Here is a 15,998-nt window from a genome sequence, read left to right on the forward strand (position 1 = left end):
GGCCCCCCCGCCCCACCCCGGGCTTCCCGCCCGCGGGGGGGGGGTGTCGGGGCCGGGGGGGGGGCCCCGGGCCCACGGCCACCGCTCAGTGGGTGTGCCGGACGGCGTTCGCGAGGATCGCGTCGCGCATGTAGGCGGCGAGGCCCGGCTTGGCGGCGTCGATGTTCCGCGTGAAACGCTCGTCCGAGACGTACATCTCGCCCAGGCAGGTGTGCATCTCGTGCCCGCAGTCGTAGTGGTTGCGGGAGATCCCCCGCCGGTGGTCCTCGGCGGCGTCCATGGCCGCCTCGGACTCGGCGGGCTCACCGGCCTCCATCAGGGCGACGAAGCGCCGGGTGAGGGCGTCGGCCTCGTCCTGGATGCGCTGCCAGTCCTCCTTGGTGTACGAGGCGGTCTTCTCCCTCGACTGGCGGTAGGCGTCGGTGTTCCCCCAGCGTTCCTGGACCTCCTCCTCGTACTGGTCGGGGTCGAAGTCGCCGAAGACCTCGAACTTCTCCTCCGGTGTGAGGTTGATTCCCATGCTGCGTGCCTCCATGGCCTGCTCCACGGCCGCCGCCATCTTCTCCAGCCTCTCGATCCGGGCGGTCAGCAGCTCGTGCTGGCGGCGCAGGTGCGCGCGCGGGTCCGCGGCCGGGTCGTCGAGCAGGGCGGCGACCTCGTCGAGCGGGAAGCCGAGCTCTCGGTAGAACAGGATCTGCTGCAGCCGGTCGAGGTCGGCGTCGCTGTAGCGCCGGTGGCCCGCGTGGCTGCGCCCGCCGGGTACGAGCAGGCCGATCTCGTCGTAGTGGTGCAGGGTGCGCACCGTCACCGCGGCGAAGCCCGCGACCTGTCCCACGGAGTAGCTCACTTCCGCTCCCTTCTCTGACGCCGTCCACGCTGCCGCCTCACGCGACGTGAGGTGCAAGCCCGGTGCATGCCGGTACCGCCCCGGGTGCGGGCCCGCGGGTCCCGGCCTACCGTCGGTCGCATGTCACTGCACAAGGGTCCCCGCCCGCGCCACGGCGACGATCGCGACCGGCGCCGGCTCGCCGTGAACCCGTTCCACGCGGCGGCGAACCCGCTCGGCGGCATGACCGAGGCCCCGCCCTCCCACCGGCTGCCGCAGTCCCCGCTGCCGCCGGAGAGCGCGTACCGGCTGGTCCACGACGAGCTGATGCTGGACGGCAACGCCCGGCTGAACCTGGCCACCTTCGTCACCACCTGGATGGAGCCGCAGGCCGGGGTGCTGATGAGCGAGTGCCGGGACAAGAACATGATCGACAAGGACGAGTACCCGCGCACCGCCGAGCTGGAGCGGCGCTGCGTGGCGATGCTCGCCGACCTGTGGCACGCACCCGACCCGTCGGCGACCGTGGGCTGCTCGACGACCGGGTCGAGCGAGGCGTGCATGCTGGCCGGGATGGCGCTGAAGCGGCGCTGGGCCCTGCGCAACGCCGACCGGTACCCCGCGAAGGACGTGCGGCCCAATCTGGTGATGGGCGTGAACGTCCAGGTCTGCTGGGACAAGTTCTGCAACTTCTGGGAGGTGGAGGCCCGGCAGGTCCCGATGGAGGGCGACCGCTTCCACCTGGACCCGCAGGCCGCCGCCGAGCTGTGCGACGAGAACACGATCGGGGTCGTCGGCATCCTCGGCTCCACCTTCGACGGTTCCTACGAGCCGATCGCCGACCTGTGCGCCGCCCTGGACGCCCTCCAGGAGCGGACCGGCCTCGACATCCCGGTGCACGTCGACGGCGCGTCCGGCGCCATGGTCGCCCCCTTCCTGGACGAGGACCTGGTGTGGGACTTCCGGCTGCCGCGAGTCGCCTCGATCAACACCTCCGGGCACAAGTACGGCCTGGTCTACCCCGGGGTGGGCTGGGCGCTGTGGCGGGACGCGGCCGCGCTCCCCGAGGAGCTGGTCTTCCGGGTCAACTACCTGGGCGGCGACATGCCGACCTTCGCGCTGAACTTCTCCCGGCCCGGCGCGCAGGTGGTGGCGCAGTACTACACCTTCCTGCGGCTGGGCCGGGAGGGTTACCGGGCGGTGCAGCAGACCGCGCGGGACACCGCCCGCGGGCTCGCCGAACGGATCGAGGCGCTCGGCGACTTCCGGCTACTGACCCGCGGCGACCAGTTGCCGGTGTTCGCCTTCACGACCGCCGACGACGTGACGGCGTACGACGTCTTCGACGTGTCGCGGCGGCTGCGGGAGGGCGGCTGGCTGGTGCCGGCGTACACCTTCCCGCCGCACCGCGAGGACCTGTCCGTGCTGCGGGTGGTGTGCCGCAACGGCTTCTCCGCCGACATGGCGGACCTGCTCCTGGACGACCTGGAGCGGTTGCTGCCGGAGCTGCGCCGACAGCCGGGGCCCTTGGACCGGGACAAGGCGGCGGCCACCGGGTTCCACCACTGACGGCTCCGCCGACGGGTCAGGAGGGGAACGCGCCGCTCCCGACCGCCGTGACAAACGTCGACCAGGCCGGGGCCGGGACGATCACCGCGGGACCATGGGGGTTCTTCGAGTCACGTACGGGGACGCCCGAAGGATGGCCGTCCAGTACTTCTATGCAGCTACCGGCCTCGGGGCCGCTGTACGACGACCTCCGCCAACCGCTCAGCAAAGCTCCGTCCGCTATGAGGGACTCATTCACAACGTCCGTACTCCTTCGCAATCGCCCGCATCATGGCAGCGGAATCCTTCAGCGACAGCGCGTCGCTCAGTGCCAGATCGTAGGCTCCCTCTAGGCGTGTGACCACAGACGGAGAGTCGTGCACCTTGCCTACGTGGACGCCTTCCGAGTACGCCAACGGCGGTTGATCCTCGAAGGACATCAGCGTGACCAGCCCTTGCAGAAGTTGATACGCACCAAGCCCGTGCGGGACCACATGCACGCGTACGCGGCACCGTTCCACCAAGCGAACCAGATGCGTGATCTGTTCCGCCATGACCTCGCGGCCACCCACGACTCTCCGGAATACCGCCTCGTCCAGCAGCGCCCACACTACGGGCGTCACCGGATCGTCCAGGACCTTCGCCCGCTCCAGGCGTGTGACAACGAGCCTGTCACATTCCTCTTCACCCACCGGAGGGAACGACGTGCTCAGAACCGCACGCGCGTACCTTTCCGTCTGAAGGATGCCCGGCACGAATGACGGGGCGAATTCCCGGATCATCACCGCCTGTTGTTCGAGCAGCCGGGCCGCCTCGAAGTAGTCCGCGACGGCCGCCTCCTCCTGCGGCAGGAACCGGCTCAGCACATTCCCCGTGTTCAGGGCGTTGTCCAGGCGCCGCGCATCCTCCCGCGACGGCACCCGGCGCCCCGCCTCGATATGCGCGATGTGCGTTCGAGTCATGACCGCCGCCTCGGCCAGCTGCTGTTGCGTCAGCCCCGCCGTCTCGCGCTGCTCCTTGAGCCAGTCGCCGTAGTTGGTGCCCACGAGATCAACTCCTCTGTGACAAATGCTCTGTCACCTCGAACCCCCTGGCGAGCCTAATCCGAGCCGTCTCACTCTGTATGCCGATCACTACAGAACGCGACCTCGACCATCACGGAGTCACACGTGCTCGGCCTCATCACTCGCCTCCTCGAACCGCTGCTCAGCCTGGTCGCCCCGGGTACGGGACGTCGTCGGCTCGGCACACGGGGCGGCTACGACCTCCCTCCTCCGCCCGCCGAGGGCCCGGCCCCCCGCCAGTTCGGCGCACGTCCCCTCCGCGGCGAGGACCACAGCCTCGTACGCCCCTACCTCGTAGCGCATGAACGTCGAGAGCAGGAACGGCGTCGACAACTCCGGCGCCGCTCCCTGCTGATCGCTCCCCAGGGCATCCACCTGCCCCCGCACCCGACGTACCGCCTGGGACTGACCGCATGACACACCACGCCCCCACTCCCGCCCGACTCCTGCCCTGGGCAGGACCCGAGGGCAAGCCCTGCTATCTCCTGACCGACGGCACCGGTCGCCTCTCCCGGGCCGCCGACGCCGTCGAGAGCGTCCAACTCGGCATGGCCGTCGACCTTCTCGACCACGCGGCCGACATGCTGCACGACCCGGACGTGACCGCCGTCCAACTCCGCTACCTCCTGGCCCGCATGAACGAGGCCCTGACCGACGTGACACGCATCGCGGAGAGCAGGGGCGCCCGTCTCCTCGCCCATGCGGACGGCGGGTCGGGGCGCTGACCTCCCCCGCTCAACGGCTGAGCCGCGCGAACCTCCGCACCGCCAGCGGGAAGAACACCACGAGCAGGGCCAGGGGCCAGGCGATGGCCGCCCACACGTGGCCGGACTCGCCGCCGGGGCCGCCGAACAGGTCGCGTACGGCGGTGGCGGTCTGGGACATGGGGTTCCACTGGACGACGGTGCCCAGCCAGCCGGGCATGGAGTCGGGCGTGGCGAAGGCGTTGGAGAGGAAGCCGACCGGCCAGACCAGGATCTGCACCGCCTGCACCAGCTCCGGCTTGCCGGCCACCAGGGCCAGGAAGATGCCGATCCACAGCATGGCGAAGCGGAAGAGCAGGAGCAGACCGACGGCGCCCAGGAAGGCGCCGGGGCCGCCGTGGGTCCGCCAGCCGAGCGCGTGGCCGACCGCGATCAGGACCGTGAGTCCGAGGGCCGACTGGAGCATGTCGGCGGCGGAACGGCCCACCAGGACCGCGCCGTTGGTCATCGGCAGGGAGCGGAAGCGGTCGACGACGCCCTTGTTGAGGTCCTGGGTGACGGCGATCATGGTGCCCTCCAGGCCGAACGCCATGGTGAGCGCCAGCATCCCGGGGACCAGGTAGTCGACGTACTCGCCGCTGACGCCCCGGCCGCCGCCGACCAGGTAGCCGAACATCAGCAGGAGCATGACCGGGAAGACCAGGTTGACGGCCATGGTCACCGGCTGCCGCGCCCAGCGGGCCAGCTCCCGGCGGGTCATGGTCCAGGAGTCGGTCAGGGCGTAGGCCATGGGGTGGGGGTGCGGGACGGTGCTCGTGCTCACACGGCCTCCTTGGTGCGGTCGGTCAGGTGCAGGAACACCTCGTCCAGGGTGGGGCGGCGCAGCGCCACGTCCTCGGCCTCCAGACCGGCCTCCTCCAGCGCCCGTACGACGCCGGAGAGGGCCGTCATGCGGTCGGTGACGGGGGCGCTGAGCAGGCGGCGGTCGGGGTCGACCCGGACGCCGGTGAGGGGCAGCAGGGCGACGGCGGCGCCCAGTTGGCCGGCGTCGCGCAGGACGACGTCGACGCGGTCGCCGCCGATGGCGGCCTTCAGTTCGTCGGCCGTGCCGTCGGCGACGACCCGGCCGGCGTCGACGACGGAGACGCGGTCGGCGAGCTGGTCGGCCTCCTCCAGGTACTGGGTGGTGAGCAGGACCGTCGTACCGCCGCCGACCAGCGAGCGGACCGAGTCCCAGACCTCGGCCCGGCCGCGCGGATCGAGTCCGGTGGTCGGCTCGTCCAGGAAGAGCACCTCCGGCTCGGTGATCAGGGAGGCGGCGAGGTCCAGGCGGCGCCGCATGCCGCCGCTGTAGGCGCTGACGGGCTTGCGTCCGGTGTCGGTCAGTTCGAAGCGCGCGAGCAGTTCGTCGGCACGCGCGCGTGCCCGTCTGGCGCCCAGGTGGTGGAGGCGGCCGAACATCTCCAGGTTCTGCCGGCCGCCCAGTTCCTCGTCGAGCGCCGCGTGCTGGCCGAGCAGGCCGATGCGCAGCCGTACGGCGTACGCCTGGGTGGCGACGTCGTGCCCCGCCACCTCGATCCGGCCCGCGTCGGGCCGCAGCAGGGTGGACAGGATGCGGACCAGCGTCGTCTTGCCCGCGCCGTTCGGGCCCAGCACGCCGTGCACCGTGCCGCGCGCGACGGTGAGGTCGAGTCCGTCCAGCGCGTCCTTCTTCCCGTACTTCTTGCGTGCCCCTTCGACGGTGATCGCCGCGTCGGCCACTGCCACTCCCCTCGCTAGCCAAATTTGACTACTCCGCCAAAGTAGCGCACCACCGAAGGCTGGTCAAACTTGATTAGCGGACGTCTCCGTCGTCTCCGCGGGGCGGCCGCCCCGCCGCGAACGGGTTCTCCTCCCCCTCCGCCAGCACCCCGACGAACGGTTCTCCCTCGCCGGCGAAGGTGTACGCGCCGCCCCGGACACGTTCGATGAGCCCCCGGGTCCACTCGGCGCCGGTGTCGGCCGAGTGGACCCAGAAGTTCATGATCTCGCCGATGTGCCCGAGCTGCCCCGGGCCCTCCTCGGGCGTGTAGTACTCGGTGACGGCGCCCCGCCATTCCTCGATCTTCCGCACCCGTTCCGCCAGCAGGGCGAGGGCCTCCTCGCGCGGGAGGTCGACCATGAAGCCGAGCGCCGCGGTGAGCACGTCCGGCCGCTGGTCGTAGGCGGTGAGGTAGGCCCGCAGCAGGGTGAGGTACTCCTCGGTGCCCTGCTCGGTGACCTCGTACTCCACGCGCGGCGGCCCGCCCGCCGTGGACGGCGCGATCTCGTGCGCGAGCAGCAGCCCCTGCTTCGCCATCTGCTTCAAGGCGTGGTAGATCGAGCCGGGCTTGGCGTTGGACCACTCGTGCGCGCCCCAGTACTCCAGGTCGTTGCGCACCTGGTAGCCATGGGCCCGCCCGTGCTGACGCACGGCGCCCAGCACGAGGAGACGGATCGCTGACATGGGGTCCAGGTTAGGGCCCGGCCACCGGGGACGTCAGAAGGGGAACCCGCTGCGGCCGTGCTGCACCGAGATCCACTTCTGGGTGGTGAAGGCGTCCAGCATCGTGTCGCCGTTGAGGCGGCCGAGGCCCGAGTGCTTCTCGCCGCCGAAGGGCACGATCGGCTCGTCGTGCACGGTGCCGTCGTTCACGTGGAACATGCCGGTGTCGATCCGCTTGGCGAAGTTCACGCCCCGTTCGACGTCCGCCGTGTGCACGGCGCCGCTCAGCCCGTACGGGGTGTCGTTGACCAGGCGTACGGCCTCCTCCTCGCCGTCGAAGGGGACGAGGAAGGCGACGGGGCCGAAGACCTCCTGCCGCAGCAGCGCGGAGTCGGCGGGCAGGCCGGTCAGGACCGACGGCTCGACCAGGTTGTCCGTGACCGTGCCGTGCACCAGGGCGGTGGCGCCCTCGGCGAGCGCCTGCTCGACCACGCCCGAGATCGCGTCCGCCTGGGAGGAGTTGATCACCGGGCCGATGACGGTCGACGGGTCGCGCGGGTCGCCGGTCTTGAGCGTGCTCACCTTGGCGACGAACTTCTCGGTGAACTCGTCGGCCACCGCGCGGTCGACCAGCACGCGGTTGGCCGCCATGCAGACCTGGCCCTGGTGCACGTACCGGCTGAAGACGGCGGCGTCGACCGCGTAGTCGACGTCCGCGTCGTCGAGGACCACCAGGGCGCTGTTGCCGCCGAGTTCGAGGACCGAGCGCTTGAAGTGCGCGGCGCAGACGGTGGCCACGTGGCGGCCGACCTTGTCCGAGCCGGTGAAGGAGATGACCTTCGGGACCGGGTGCTCGATGAAGGCGTCCCCGATCTCCGCGATGTCGGTGACGACGACGTTGAGCAGGCCGCCGGGAAGTCCCGCGTCCTCGAAGAGCTTCGCGACCAGGGTGCCGCCGACGATCGGCGTGTTCTGGTGCGGCTTGAGGACGACGCCGTTGCCCAGGGCGAGGGCCGGGGCGACGGACTTCAGCGAGAGCAGGAAGGGGAAGTTGAAGGGGCTGATGACGCCCACGACGCCGACCGGCACCCGGTAGACGCGGTTCTCCTTGCCGTCGACCGGGGACGGGATGATCCGGCCCTCGGGGCGCAGCGCCAGGTGGACCGCCTCGCGCAGGAACTCCTTGGCGAGGTGCAGTTCGAAGGCGGCCTTCAGACGGGTGCCGCCCAGCTCGGCGACGATCGCCTCGCTGATCTCCTTCTCGCGCTCCTCCACCAGGCGCAGCGCCTTCTCGAACACCGCGCGGCGCGCGTACGGGTTCGTCGCGGCCCACTGCTTCTGAGCGCGCTCGGCGGCCCGGTAGGCGGCGTCGACCTCGTCGGCCGTGGCTATGGTGACCGAGGCCAGCTTCTCGTTGTCGTACGGGTTGAAGTCGATGATGTCCCAGGAGCCGGTGCCCGGGCGCCACTCGCCGTCGATGTACTGCTGGGCGAGGTCGGTGAAGTACGACGACATGTGATCCCTCAATCCCCTGAGCTGCCGCAGCCGGAGCGGGCCGCCTGAATGGGCGTCATCGTACTTATGTTTTACGAGAGTTGGAGGAGCCCCCTCAGAAGGTCCCGGCTCTCGTCCGGACCCGGACTGTCCTGCTGCAGTTCCTTCAGCGCCGTCTCGTACTGGGTGACGTCCTCGTGCTTGTCGAGGTAGAGCGCGCTGGTGAGCTGCTCCAGGTAGACGACGTCCGAGAGGTCGGACTCGGGGAAGCTGAGGAGCGTGAACGCGCCACTCTCGCCGGAGTGTCCGCCGAAGCCGAACGGCATGATCTGGAGCCGCACATTGGGGCGTTCCGACATCTCGATCAGGTGCTGGAGCTGTCCGCGCATCACCTCGCGGTCGCCGTAGGGACGACGCAGGGCGGCCTCGTCCAGGACGATGTGGAACTCGGGCGCGTTCTCCGCGACGAGGTACTTCTGCCGCTCCAGGCGCAGCGCGACCCGCCGTTCGACGTCCGCCGCGCCGGCGCCCTTCATGCCGCGCCGGACCACCGCGCGGGCGTACTCCTCGGTCTGCAGCAGGCCGTGCACGAACTGCACCTCGTACACCCGGATCAGCGAGGCGGCGCCCTCCAGGCCCACATAGGTGGGGAACCAGCTGGGCAGCACGTCGGAGTAGCTGTGCCACCAGCCCGCGACATTGGCCTCCTTGGCCAGCGAGAGCAGGGAGGTGCGCTCCTGCTCGTCCGTGATGCCGTACAGCGTCAGCAGGTCCTCGACGTCCCTCGTCTTGAAGCTCACCCGGCCCAGCTCCATCCGGCTGATCTTCGACTCGGAGGCGCGGATCGAGTAGCCCGCCGCCTCCCGCGTGATCCCCCGCGTCTCACGCAGCCGCCTGAGTTGTGATCCGAGCAGCATGCGCCGCACCACCGATCCGGGCTCTCCCGCGCTCACGTTCGCCAGCCTCCCCAACCGTCTTCAGGGGCCGAAGTCTGCCACTAAAACACTCCGAGCAGTACTCGTCCGGTTACGGAAACGGAATCGAGCCAAAGGAAACGCACAGGATCATGCAGGCGGTGATCCGAAACCAGTCGTCGCCAAAGGTGAAGGGGAGGCGAAAATGACGGAAAAATTGCCCAACAAGCGGTACGGGCAGGTCCATTTCGGTCACGTGCACGTGCATCTGCCCTTGCATCTGCGGTACGCATCCGAAACCATGGTCCCGCACCACCGCGCCGCATCGCTACGACCGCGAATTCTCGGGAGTGCCTCGCATGGGGACGAATGGATCGACCATGCTCGAGCCGTTACGGCAGGGCCTTCCGCCACTCGACCCCGCGGCCGTGTCCAACGCCGCCTCCTGCGCCCTCCCGCCGCGCTTCGAGGCGGTGCGCGAGGCCCGGAGATTCACCCGCAGGACACTGGACGGCTGGGACGCCGGCGAGCGCTTCGACGACGTCTGCCTGGTGGTCTCCGAACTCGTCACCAACGCCCTGCGCCACGCGCTGCCGGCGGACACCCCCCGGCACGGCGAGCACAACGGCCCCGTCCGGCTGCACCTGATGCGCTGGACCGAGCGGCTGGTGTGCGCGGTGCGCGACCCCAGTCACGACAGTCCGGTGGCCCGCGAGACCGACGACTTCTCGGCCGAGTCGGGACGCGGCCTCTTCCTCGTGGACTCCTTCAGCGACAGCTGGGGCTGGCACCCTCTCGCCGGGACGCTCAACGGCAAGGTCGTCTGGGCGCTGTTCCGGCTCCCGAGGCCCTGCGAGGGAGCGGACCCGGCCTACGGATGACGCAGCGCCGCGACGCCTCGACGCGTCGCGGTTCTACGCGTGTCACCCCCTGGGTGCCACGCGCCGCCGCGGGTCAGCTCGTGACCAGGTGGTCGAACTCGCCGTCCTTCACGCCGAGCAGCATGGCCTCGATCTCGGCCCGCGTGTAGACGAGCGCGGGCCCGTCGGGAAAGCGGGAGTTGCGCACCGCGACGGCGCCGTCGGGCAGCCGCGCGAACTCCACGCATGACCCCTGCGAGTTGCTGTGCCGGCTCTTCTGCCAGGCTGCGTCGTGCAGCTGCGTGGCGGCCATGCCGTTGTACACGCCGGACACGCGGTCAACGTCGTACACGTCGTGGTCCACAGGTCGCTCCCCGGTGGTGCACTGGCTGATGTGGCCATTGATGCAGTGGTCAACTGATCCGGATCATAACCCCGTTCACGTGCTGATGCATGAGCAAATGCACGTGCACGCGCGGTGTTCCTGCGGTTACAGCCTTGACGGCCGCTTTACCCGAAAGCCCTTGCTCTGATGGACGCCCACGGCGGAGAAGACGTTCCCCGTTTGCCCCCGAATTCCTAGAACATGCAACAACATGCGACAGCGCCGGGGATCCGCCCGGCTGGGCGGACCCCCGGCGCGACGCCGGACGGGAGGCTGCGGCGCAGGTCAGCGCGGCGCGTACGGCGGCAGGGCCATCTCGCGCGCGTTCTTGACCGCCGCGAGGGGTCCGGGACCGTGGGATCCGGGACACAGGGTCCGGGACAGCGGGGTCCCAGACATGGTCAGACCTCCAGGAGGGTGTCGAAGCCGGACGGCATCCGCTCCCAGGCGGCCCGCCCGGCGGCGTACTCGGCGTCGGTCAGCAGGCAGGACTCCAGGAGCCGGGCCAGGCCGTCGCGGTCGAGGCCGGGAGAGGTGAAGACCAGGTGCTGGCAGCGGTCGCCGTGCTCGGGGTGCCAGTCCAGCGCGGCGGCGGCGCGGCGCACCGGCGGGACCAGGTCCCAGGCGGCGTCGGGCAGCGAGGCGAGCCACGGCCCCGCCCCCTCCACGCACAGCGCCCCGCCCGCGGCGTCCCAGTGCAGCAGCGTGTCCGCCTTGTCAGCCAGCCAGAACCGGCCCCGGCTGCGGGCGGCGGCACAGGTCAGGTCCTCCAGCGCCGTGTACAGCCGGCCCGGGTGGAAGGGGCGGCGGCGGTGCCAGACCAGCGTGGTGACGCCGTGCGCGTCGGCCTCGGCGGGCAGCAGGGCGCAGGCCGGGTGCTGGGCGGCGGCCGCGGCCTCCACGTCGAACCCGGCGAGGGCGGCGCGGGCCAGCTCGGAGGGCGGGGTGGCGGGCGGGCTTCCGGGGGCGGCGGGCGGGTTTCCCGGGGCGGCGGGGGCGTTCCCTGTGGCGGCGGGGGCGCTCCCTGCGGCGGCGGGGGCGCTCCCTGCGGCGGCGGGGGCGCTCCCTGCGGCGGCGGGGGCGCTCCCGGGGAATCCGCTGTGGACGTCTCCCTGGCCACAGCCGTGACCACCGCCGTGGCCGTCTCCCTGGCCACCACCGTGGCCATCGCCCTGGCCACCGCCGTGACCACCACCGGGCCCGACCGGCACCCGGCGGGCCGTCGGATGCAGCTGGGCCAGCAGCTCGCGGTCCTCGTCGTCGGCCTCCGGCGAGCCGGGGAGGGAGTCGGCCAGGGCGAGGACCGGGGCGTACTCCAGCTGCCGCGCGAAGGTGTCGGCGACGGTGCGCTGGTCGGTGGCCGCGGCGGCGAGGCCACCCTCGGCCAGGTCGTCGCCGTTGCCCAGGTACGGCAGCACCAGGGCCGGGTCCACAGCGGTGATCACGCCGGTGACGGTGAAGCCGCCGGCCGTCACCACCTCCGCCATGGCCTTGGGCTCCACGGAGTCCCACAGCTCGACCACCGCCAGCGGGGTGCCCCCGGCGTCCGCCAGCCGGGCCAGCTCGGGGACGAGGTCCTCGCGCAGGGCGCAGCAGGCGCAGTCGTTGACGAGGGGCGCCTCGCCGGCGGAGAGGATGCCGGTGGCGTCCCGCACGGTCCGTACGACCGTGCCCGCGGTGGCCGTCGCCAGGTCGTGGTGGAGGACGACGCTGCCGGGCACGTCGGCCAGCAGCCGCGCCACGGTCGCCCGGCGGGCCTCGGCGTGCAGCCCGCCGACGATCACCACCGGCAGCGCCGGGCGGTCCGGGCCGCTCATGCCCCACCCTTCCCGTACCGGCGCGCGAACTTCCCGTACCGGCGCGCGAAGCGCTCCACGCGTCCGGCGGTGCCCAGGGTTCCCTCGCGCATGACGGGTCAGCGCTCCTCTCGGAAGTCGACGTGCCGGCCGGCCACCGGGTCGTACTTGCGCAGGATCAGCCGGTCCGGGTCGTTGCGGCGGTTCTTGCGGGTGACGTAGGTGAAGCCGGTGCCGGCGGTGGACCGGAGTTTGATGACCGGGCGGAGTTCGTTGCGTGCCATGCCGACATCTTACTGAAAACGACTTCCATTAACAGTTACGTCCGCCGCTTCTGAAGGAGAGGTACGTCACCCGTGTCCGCCCCCTGCGCGCCGGACGTCCGCCGGGGCCCGCAAGCCGTCCTGGTAACTTGCGGCTGTCCTCAGGTCGTCCCGTGGCCGCGATGCCCCGGGGCAGGCCCGGCCGTCCGGCAACAGCTTGGAGCTTCCCGTGACGTTGGTGACTGCGGAGAGTACGGCGAGCGCGACGAGTACGGCGAGCACGGCGAGTACGGATGGCCTTCTGCCGGCACCCCGCGCGCAGCGCTCGCCCGGACGGGCGCGGCGGTCCGCGCGGGCCGCTGCCGTAACCCTCGGACTGGTCGGCGCGCTGGCGCTGACCGCGTGCACCGACGGCGGCTCCGACGACGGTGGCTCGGGCGGGGGCGGCGAGTCCTCGGCGGCGCCCGAGGCGTCCGCGAGCACGGACCCGAGCGGCGGCAGCGGCGGGTCGCCGTCCGACGCCGGGGAGTTGGAGGGGAGCTGGCTGGCCACCACCGACGGCCAGGCCGTCGCGCTGATGGTGACCGGCGGCAAGGCCGCCCTCTTCGCCACCGGCGGGACGGTGTGCAGCGGCACCGCCGGTGAGGACGCCGGCACCCGGATCGTCCGCCTCAAGTGCACCGACGGCAGCGACGACCGGTCGACCGGCACGGTCGGGTCGGTGGACGGCAAGTCCCTCAAGATGATCTGGGAGGGCGGTCTCGGCGAGGAGACGTACACCAAGTCGGAGGGCGGGTCGCTGCCGCCGGGCCTGCCGACGGAGGGCCTCGGCTCCTGAAGCCGCGCCTGCTCCGGTCGACCCCTACCGCAGCGGCCGTCGGCGGCCGACCTCGGCGTGGTCGGCCGCGCGGGTGCCCTCCGTCCAGCCGGCCGCGTCACCGGCGCCGCGCAGCCGGGTCGTGGTCGTCTCGGGGAACATGCGCTCCAGCCGGTCGGTGACCGCGACGTCCCGGGAGGCGAGCACCGGCAGCAGGTCCACGTCCCCGGTGCGGCCGGCCTCGGCGGCGGCGGCCTCGGCGGCGGCCCGCAACCGGGTGCCCGCGCGGTGGGCGTAGGCGGCGAGGAACGACTGGCGGAAGGTCTTGGTGCGCTTGCGCCCGCCCGCCCGCTGGGCCGCCTCCGCCTTGGTCATCGCGGCCTCGGCCTGCACCAGCAGTGAGGTGTGGAGGAGTTCGACGGCCTCCAGGTCGGCCTCGAAACCGACGACGGTGGAGAAGCCGAGGGGCTCGTTCCACACCGCCCGGCAGTGGTTGGCGTCGGCCACCGCGTCCAGCAGCACCGCCTTGACCTGCTCGTACGGCGCCTCGACGCCGATCCGGCAGGCGCCGGGGGCGTCCGGCGAGGGCGCGTGCGCCGACAGCAGCGCCTCGTCCACACTGTGCCGGGCCATCAGCTCCTGCGCCTTGGCGCTCAGCGCCTCCGCCTCCTCCGGATACCCCGTCGCCTCCGCCTTGGCGAGCAGCGCGCGGATGCGGGCGAGGGCCCGGGACTCGGGGCGGTTCTCCTGCCGGGGCCGCCCGGCCTCCCCCGCGTCGAGGGGCTCCAGCGCGGGCAGCCGCAGCAGCAGGCGGTACAGCTCCAGAACGGCGGTGGCGTGCGAGAAGCGGTCGGTGCGGGGCGGCGCGGTCCCGTCCGGCACGGCGTCGAGCTGCGCCGCCCAGCGGGGGCCGCGCGCACGGTCGTGCGGCGCCTGCGCGCGGATCAGCGCCGCGACCAGCCGTACGTGGACGTCGTCCAGTTCGCGGCGGACGATGCGCACGAGGTCGGCGGGCTGCCAGCCGCGCCGCCAGGCCGTGGCCACGAACTCCTCGCCGCGCCGGGCCAGTTCCGCGTCCGCCGCCGGGTCGGCCGCGAGCAGCGAGGCGGCGGTGTCGAGGGCGTGCTCGGCGGTGTCGTACAGGGCGGCCTCGAAGGCGCGGTCGACGGTGCGGGACGTACTCACACGGCGATCGTGCCATGGCCGGCGGGGGCGGGTTCGGGGGTGGTGGGAGGGAGGGGGTGGCAGGGGCCGGGCGTGGTTGCCCCACCGGCCGTCTCACTCCGCGGAATTCGACCGGCGCGGGGCCCGGTGGCGTCGAGCATGGCGGGCATGGTGGACATGACTCTCTACGCGGCGTTCCTCGTCGCCGCTCTCGCGCTCTGTGTCACCCCGGGTCCCGACATGATGTTCATCGTGGCGGTGGGCGGGAGGGGCGGCCCCACGGCGGGCGTGATGGCCGCGTCCGGGGTGGCCTGCGCCATGCTGGTGCACGCGGTCGCCGCCGCGCTCGGGCTGTCGGCGCTGTTCACGACGCTGCCCACGCTGTACCACGTGCTGCGCTGGGCGGGCGCGGCCTATCTGCTGTACCTGGCGGTGAAGGCGTTCCGGGACCGTTCGGTGCCGGGCGAGGACGCGGCGGCCCGGGGCACCGGGATGCGGCGGGCCTTCTGGCAGGGCGCGATCACCAACCTGCTCAACCCCAAGGTCATCCTCTTCAACGTGGCGTTCCTGCCGCAGTTCGTCGACCCTTCGCTCGGTCACGTGCCCGCGCAGCTCCTGCTGCTCGGCGGCACGCTCGTGGTGATGGGGTTCCTGTGGGACGGCTTCGTGGGCCTGCTCTCCGGCCGGCTGGCGGGGCTGCTCAGGCGCAGTGCCCGAGTGAACCGCTGGCTCAACATCGTCTCTGGGACGGTGTTCACGGGACTCGCGGTGCGGTTGGTGGTGGCTTCCCCGAAGTAACCGACGAACGCGAGGAGTACCGTCAACCACTGGTTGACAGCCACGGGAGCGCAACCTACGGTTGACACATGGCGACGAATCCGAGCATCACGTCATCCGTACGACTCGACGAACTCATCACCGCGATCAAGAAGGTGCACCCGGAGCCCCTCGAACAGCTCCAGGACGCCGTCATCGCCGGCGAGCACCTCGGAGAGGTGGCCGACCACCTCATCGGACACTTCGTGGACCAGGCCCGGCGTTCGGGTGCGTCCTGGACGGACATCGGCAAGAGCATGGGCGTCACCCGGCAGGCGGCGCAGAAACGCTTCGTGCCCAAGGAGTCGGCCGACCTGGACGCGAGCCAGGGCTTCAGCCGCTACACGCCGCGCGCGCAGAACGCCGTGATGGCCGCGCACAACGAGGCGGTGGCCGCGGGCGCCGCCGAGGGCCTGCCCGAGCACCTGATCCTGGGCGTGCTCACCGAACGCGACGGTCTGGCCGCCAAGGCGATCCACGCGCAGGGCGTGGCCCTCGACGCGGTCCGCGAGGCGGCGACGGCGAAGCTGCCGCCCGCCGCCGACGAGGTCCCGGAACTGGTGCCGTACGGCCCCGCCGCGAAGAAGGTCCTGGAACTCACCTTCCGCGAGGCCCTCCGCCTCGGCCACAACTACATCGGCACCGAGCACCTCCTGCTCGCCCTGCTGGAGCACGAGAACGGCGAGGGCGTACTGAGCGGACTCGGCATCGGCAAGGAGTCGGTCGAGCGGTACGTCACGGAGGTACTCGCGCAGTTCATGAAGACGGAGGACGACCGCGACGGGGGACAGGGCTGACGCCCGCGGCCGCCGCGGGGCAGGGTGACCATGCCGCCGCGGTCGCCGCAGGACAGGATGACAACCCCGCCGCGGTCCCGCTCGGG

The 15,998-nt window shown here is 71.7% G+C and carries 19 protein-coding genes; 6 read left to right on the plus strand and 13 right to left on the minus strand.

The genetic code is table 11. The annotated features are described in order from the left end of the window. Positions 1-85: 85 nt before the first annotated feature. Entirely contained in the window at positions 86-847 is a 762-nt protein-coding gene (locus tag ACFW01_RS16210; protein WP_234959467.1) for a MerR family transcriptional regulator, read from the minus strand. A gap of 120 nt (positions 848-967) precedes the next feature. Here ACFW01_RS16210 and ACFW01_RS16215 point away from each other — a divergent pair, with 120 nt between their 5' ends. Continuing rightward, a complete protein-coding gene (locus tag ACFW01_RS16215) occupies positions 968-2,395 on the plus strand; it encodes a glutamate decarboxylase (RefSeq protein ID WP_384504128.1) in 1,428 nt (475 codons plus the stop codon). 16 nt (positions 2,396-2,411) lie between these two features. On the opposite strand, the gene ACFW01_RS16220 is transcribed toward ACFW01_RS16215, so the two are convergent. From ACFW01_RS16220 to ACFW01_RS16230, 3 genes are all read right to left on the minus strand, one after another. Continuing rightward, entirely contained in the window at positions 2,412-2,633 is a 222-nt protein-coding gene (locus ACFW01_RS16220; RefSeq protein WP_234959465.1) for a DUF397 domain-containing protein, read from the minus strand. Further along, positions 2,626-3,420, minus strand: a complete 795-nt coding sequence (locus tag ACFW01_RS16225) for a helix-turn-helix transcriptional regulator (RefSeq protein ID WP_234959464.1) — start codon at positions 3,418-3,420, stop codon at positions 2,626-2,628. The genes ACFW01_RS16220 and ACFW01_RS16225 overlap by 8 nt, the downstream gene beginning before the upstream one ends. Before the next feature lie 117 nt (positions 3,421-3,537). After that, positions 3,538-3,771, minus strand: coding sequence for a hypothetical protein (locus ACFW01_RS16230; RefSeq protein ID WP_384504130.1), 234 nt, complete (start codon positions 3,769-3,771; stop codon positions 3,538-3,540). A gap of 80 nt (positions 3,772-3,851) precedes the next feature. Between ACFW01_RS16230 and ACFW01_RS16235 the strand changes: the two genes are divergently transcribed. Beyond that, entirely contained in the window at positions 3,852-4,163 is a 312-nt protein-coding gene (locus tag ACFW01_RS16235) for a hypothetical protein (RefSeq protein ID WP_234959462.1), read from the plus strand. A 10-nt stretch (positions 4,164-4,173) separates the two neighbouring features. Here the strand turns inward: ACFW01_RS16235 and ACFW01_RS16240 are convergent, their stop codons facing one another. The 5 genes from ACFW01_RS16240 to ACFW01_RS16260 form a co-directional block, all read right to left on the minus strand. After that, the gene (locus ACFW01_RS16240) at positions 4,174-4,932 is read right to left on the minus strand and encodes an ABC transporter permease (RefSeq protein WP_234959532.1); all 759 of its coding nucleotides are present in this window, start codon (positions 4,930-4,932) and stop codon (positions 4,174-4,176) included. Positions 4,933-4,961: 29 nt separating this feature from the next. Beyond that, positions 4,962-5,903: an ATP-binding cassette domain-containing protein gene (locus ACFW01_RS16245; protein ID WP_384504132.1), complete on the minus strand. Its 942-nt coding sequence runs from the start codon at positions 5,901-5,903 to the stop codon at positions 4,962-4,964. 73 nt (positions 5,904-5,976) lie between these two features. After that, positions 5,977-6,627: a PadR family transcriptional regulator gene (locus ACFW01_RS16250; protein ID WP_234959460.1), complete on the minus strand. Its 651-nt coding sequence runs from the start codon at positions 6,625-6,627 to the stop codon at positions 5,977-5,979. A 33-nt stretch (positions 6,628-6,660) separates the two neighbouring features. Continuing rightward, the gene (locus tag ACFW01_RS16255) at positions 6,661-8,121 is read right to left on the minus strand and encodes an aldehyde dehydrogenase family protein (protein WP_234959459.1); all 1,461 of its coding nucleotides are present in this window, start codon (positions 8,119-8,121) and stop codon (positions 6,661-6,663) included. A gap of 71 nt (positions 8,122-8,192) precedes the next feature. Further along, on the minus strand, positions 8,193-9,017 hold the full coding sequence (locus tag ACFW01_RS16260) for a helix-turn-helix transcriptional regulator (RefSeq protein WP_161327261.1): 825 nt from the start codon (positions 9,015-9,017) through the stop codon (positions 8,193-8,195). A gap of 377 nt (positions 9,018-9,394) precedes the next feature. On the opposite strand from ACFW01_RS16260, the gene ACFW01_RS16265 reads away from it, so the two are divergent. After that, positions 9,395-9,895: an ATP-binding protein gene (locus tag ACFW01_RS16265; RefSeq protein ID WP_234959458.1), complete on the plus strand. Its 501-nt coding sequence runs from the start codon at positions 9,395-9,397 to the stop codon at positions 9,893-9,895. 73 nt (positions 9,896-9,968) lie between these two features. Here ACFW01_RS16265 and ACFW01_RS16270 read toward each other — a convergent pair whose 3' ends face one another. From ACFW01_RS16270 to rpmG, 3 genes are all read right to left on the minus strand, one after another. Then, positions 9,969-10,238 (minus strand): DUF397 domain-containing protein, encoded by a 270-nt coding sequence (locus ACFW01_RS16270; protein WP_122616831.1) that lies wholly within the window; start codon positions 10,236-10,238, stop codon positions 9,969-9,971. A gap of 422 nt (positions 10,239-10,660) precedes the next feature. Then, the gene (locus tag ACFW01_RS16275) at positions 10,661-12,076 is read right to left on the minus strand and encodes a GTP-binding protein (RefSeq protein ID WP_384504135.1); all 1,416 of its coding nucleotides are present in this window, start codon (positions 12,074-12,076) and stop codon (positions 10,661-10,663) included. 98 nt (positions 12,077-12,174) lie between these two features. Beyond that, positions 12,175-12,339 (minus strand): 50S ribosomal protein L33, encoded by a 165-nt coding sequence (gene rpmG / locus ACFW01_RS16280; protein ID WP_234959456.1) that lies wholly within the window; start codon positions 12,337-12,339, stop codon positions 12,175-12,177. Between the two features lie 280 nt (positions 12,340-12,619). On the opposite strand from rpmG, the gene ACFW01_RS16285 reads away from it, so the two are divergent. Further along, complete coding sequence (locus tag ACFW01_RS16285) at positions 12,620-13,156, plus strand: hypothetical protein (protein ID WP_384504190.1); 537 nt, start codon at positions 12,620-12,622, stop codon at positions 13,154-13,156. A gap of 24 nt (positions 13,157-13,180) precedes the next feature. On the opposite strand, the gene ACFW01_RS16290 is transcribed toward ACFW01_RS16285, so the two are convergent. After that, the gene (locus ACFW01_RS16290; protein ID WP_384504137.1) at positions 13,181-14,320 is read right to left on the minus strand and encodes a DUF2786 domain-containing protein; all 1,140 of its coding nucleotides are present in this window, start codon (positions 14,318-14,320) and stop codon (positions 13,181-13,183) included. Between the two features lie 147 nt (positions 14,321-14,467). Between ACFW01_RS16290 and ACFW01_RS16295 the strand changes: the two genes are divergently transcribed. Together ACFW01_RS16295 and ACFW01_RS16300 are read left to right on the plus strand one after the other, a co-directional pair. Then, positions 14,468-15,097 (plus strand): LysE family translocator, encoded by a 630-nt coding sequence (locus ACFW01_RS16295; RefSeq protein ID WP_384504139.1) that lies wholly within the window; start codon positions 14,468-14,470, stop codon positions 15,095-15,097. Between the two features lie 68 nt (positions 15,098-15,165). Then, positions 15,166-15,912 carry a Clp protease N-terminal domain-containing protein gene (locus tag ACFW01_RS16300; protein ID WP_384504141.1) on the plus strand — a complete coding sequence of 249 codons (747 nt, stop codon included), beginning with the start codon at positions 15,166-15,168 and terminating at the stop codon, positions 15,910-15,912. Positions 15,913-15,998 lie beyond the last annotated feature (86 nt).

Origin of the sequence: Streptomyces sp. NPDC058985 (assembly GCF_042740985.1) — a bacterium.
Lineage (GTDB): Bacteria > Actinomycetota > Actinomycetes > Streptomycetales > Streptomycetaceae > Streptomyces.

What these genes read in the sequence shown, in the direction of transcription:
- ACFW01_RS16235 (WP_234959462.1), top strand. Translation starts at nt 3,852, where the DNA reads ATGACACACCACGCCCCCACTCCCGCCCGACTCCTGCCCTGGGCAGGA.
- ACFW01_RS16295 (WP_384504139.1), top strand. Translation starts at nt 14,468, where the DNA reads ATGGTGGACATGACTCTCTACGCGGCGTTCCTCGTCGCCGCTCTCGCG.
- ACFW01_RS16240 (WP_234959532.1), bottom strand. Translation starts at nt 4,932, where the DNA reads ATGGCCTACGCCCTGACCGACTCCTGGACCATGACCCGCCGGGAGCTG.
- ACFW01_RS16215 (WP_384504128.1), top strand. Translation starts at nt 968, where the DNA reads ATGTCACTGCACAAGGGTCCCCGCCCGCGCCACGGCGACGATCGCGAC.
- ACFW01_RS16255 (WP_234959459.1), bottom strand. Translation starts at nt 8,121, where the DNA reads ATGTCGTCGTACTTCACCGACCTCGCCCAGCAGTACATCGACGGCGAG.
- ACFW01_RS16250 (WP_234959460.1), bottom strand. Translation starts at nt 6,627, where the DNA reads ATGTCAGCGATCCGTCTCCTCGTGCTGGGCGCCGTGCGTCAGCACGGG.
- ACFW01_RS16275 (WP_384504135.1), bottom strand. Translation starts at nt 12,076, where the DNA reads ATGAGCGGCCCGGACCGCCCGGCGCTGCCGGTGGTGATCGTCGGCGGG.
- ACFW01_RS16260 (WP_161327261.1), bottom strand. Translation starts at nt 9,017, where the DNA reads ATGCTGCTCGGATCACAACTCAGGCGGCTGCGTGAGACGCGGGGGATC.
- ACFW01_RS16300 (WP_384504141.1), top strand. Translation starts at nt 15,166, where the DNA reads ATGGCGACGAATCCGAGCATCACGTCATCCGTACGACTCGACGAACTC.
- rpmG (WP_234959456.1), bottom strand. Translation starts at nt 12,339, where the DNA reads ATGGCACGCAACGAACTCCGCCCGGTCATCAAACTCCGGTCCACCGCC.
- ACFW01_RS16265 (WP_234959458.1), top strand. Translation starts at nt 9,395, where the DNA reads ATGCTCGAGCCGTTACGGCAGGGCCTTCCGCCACTCGACCCCGCGGCC.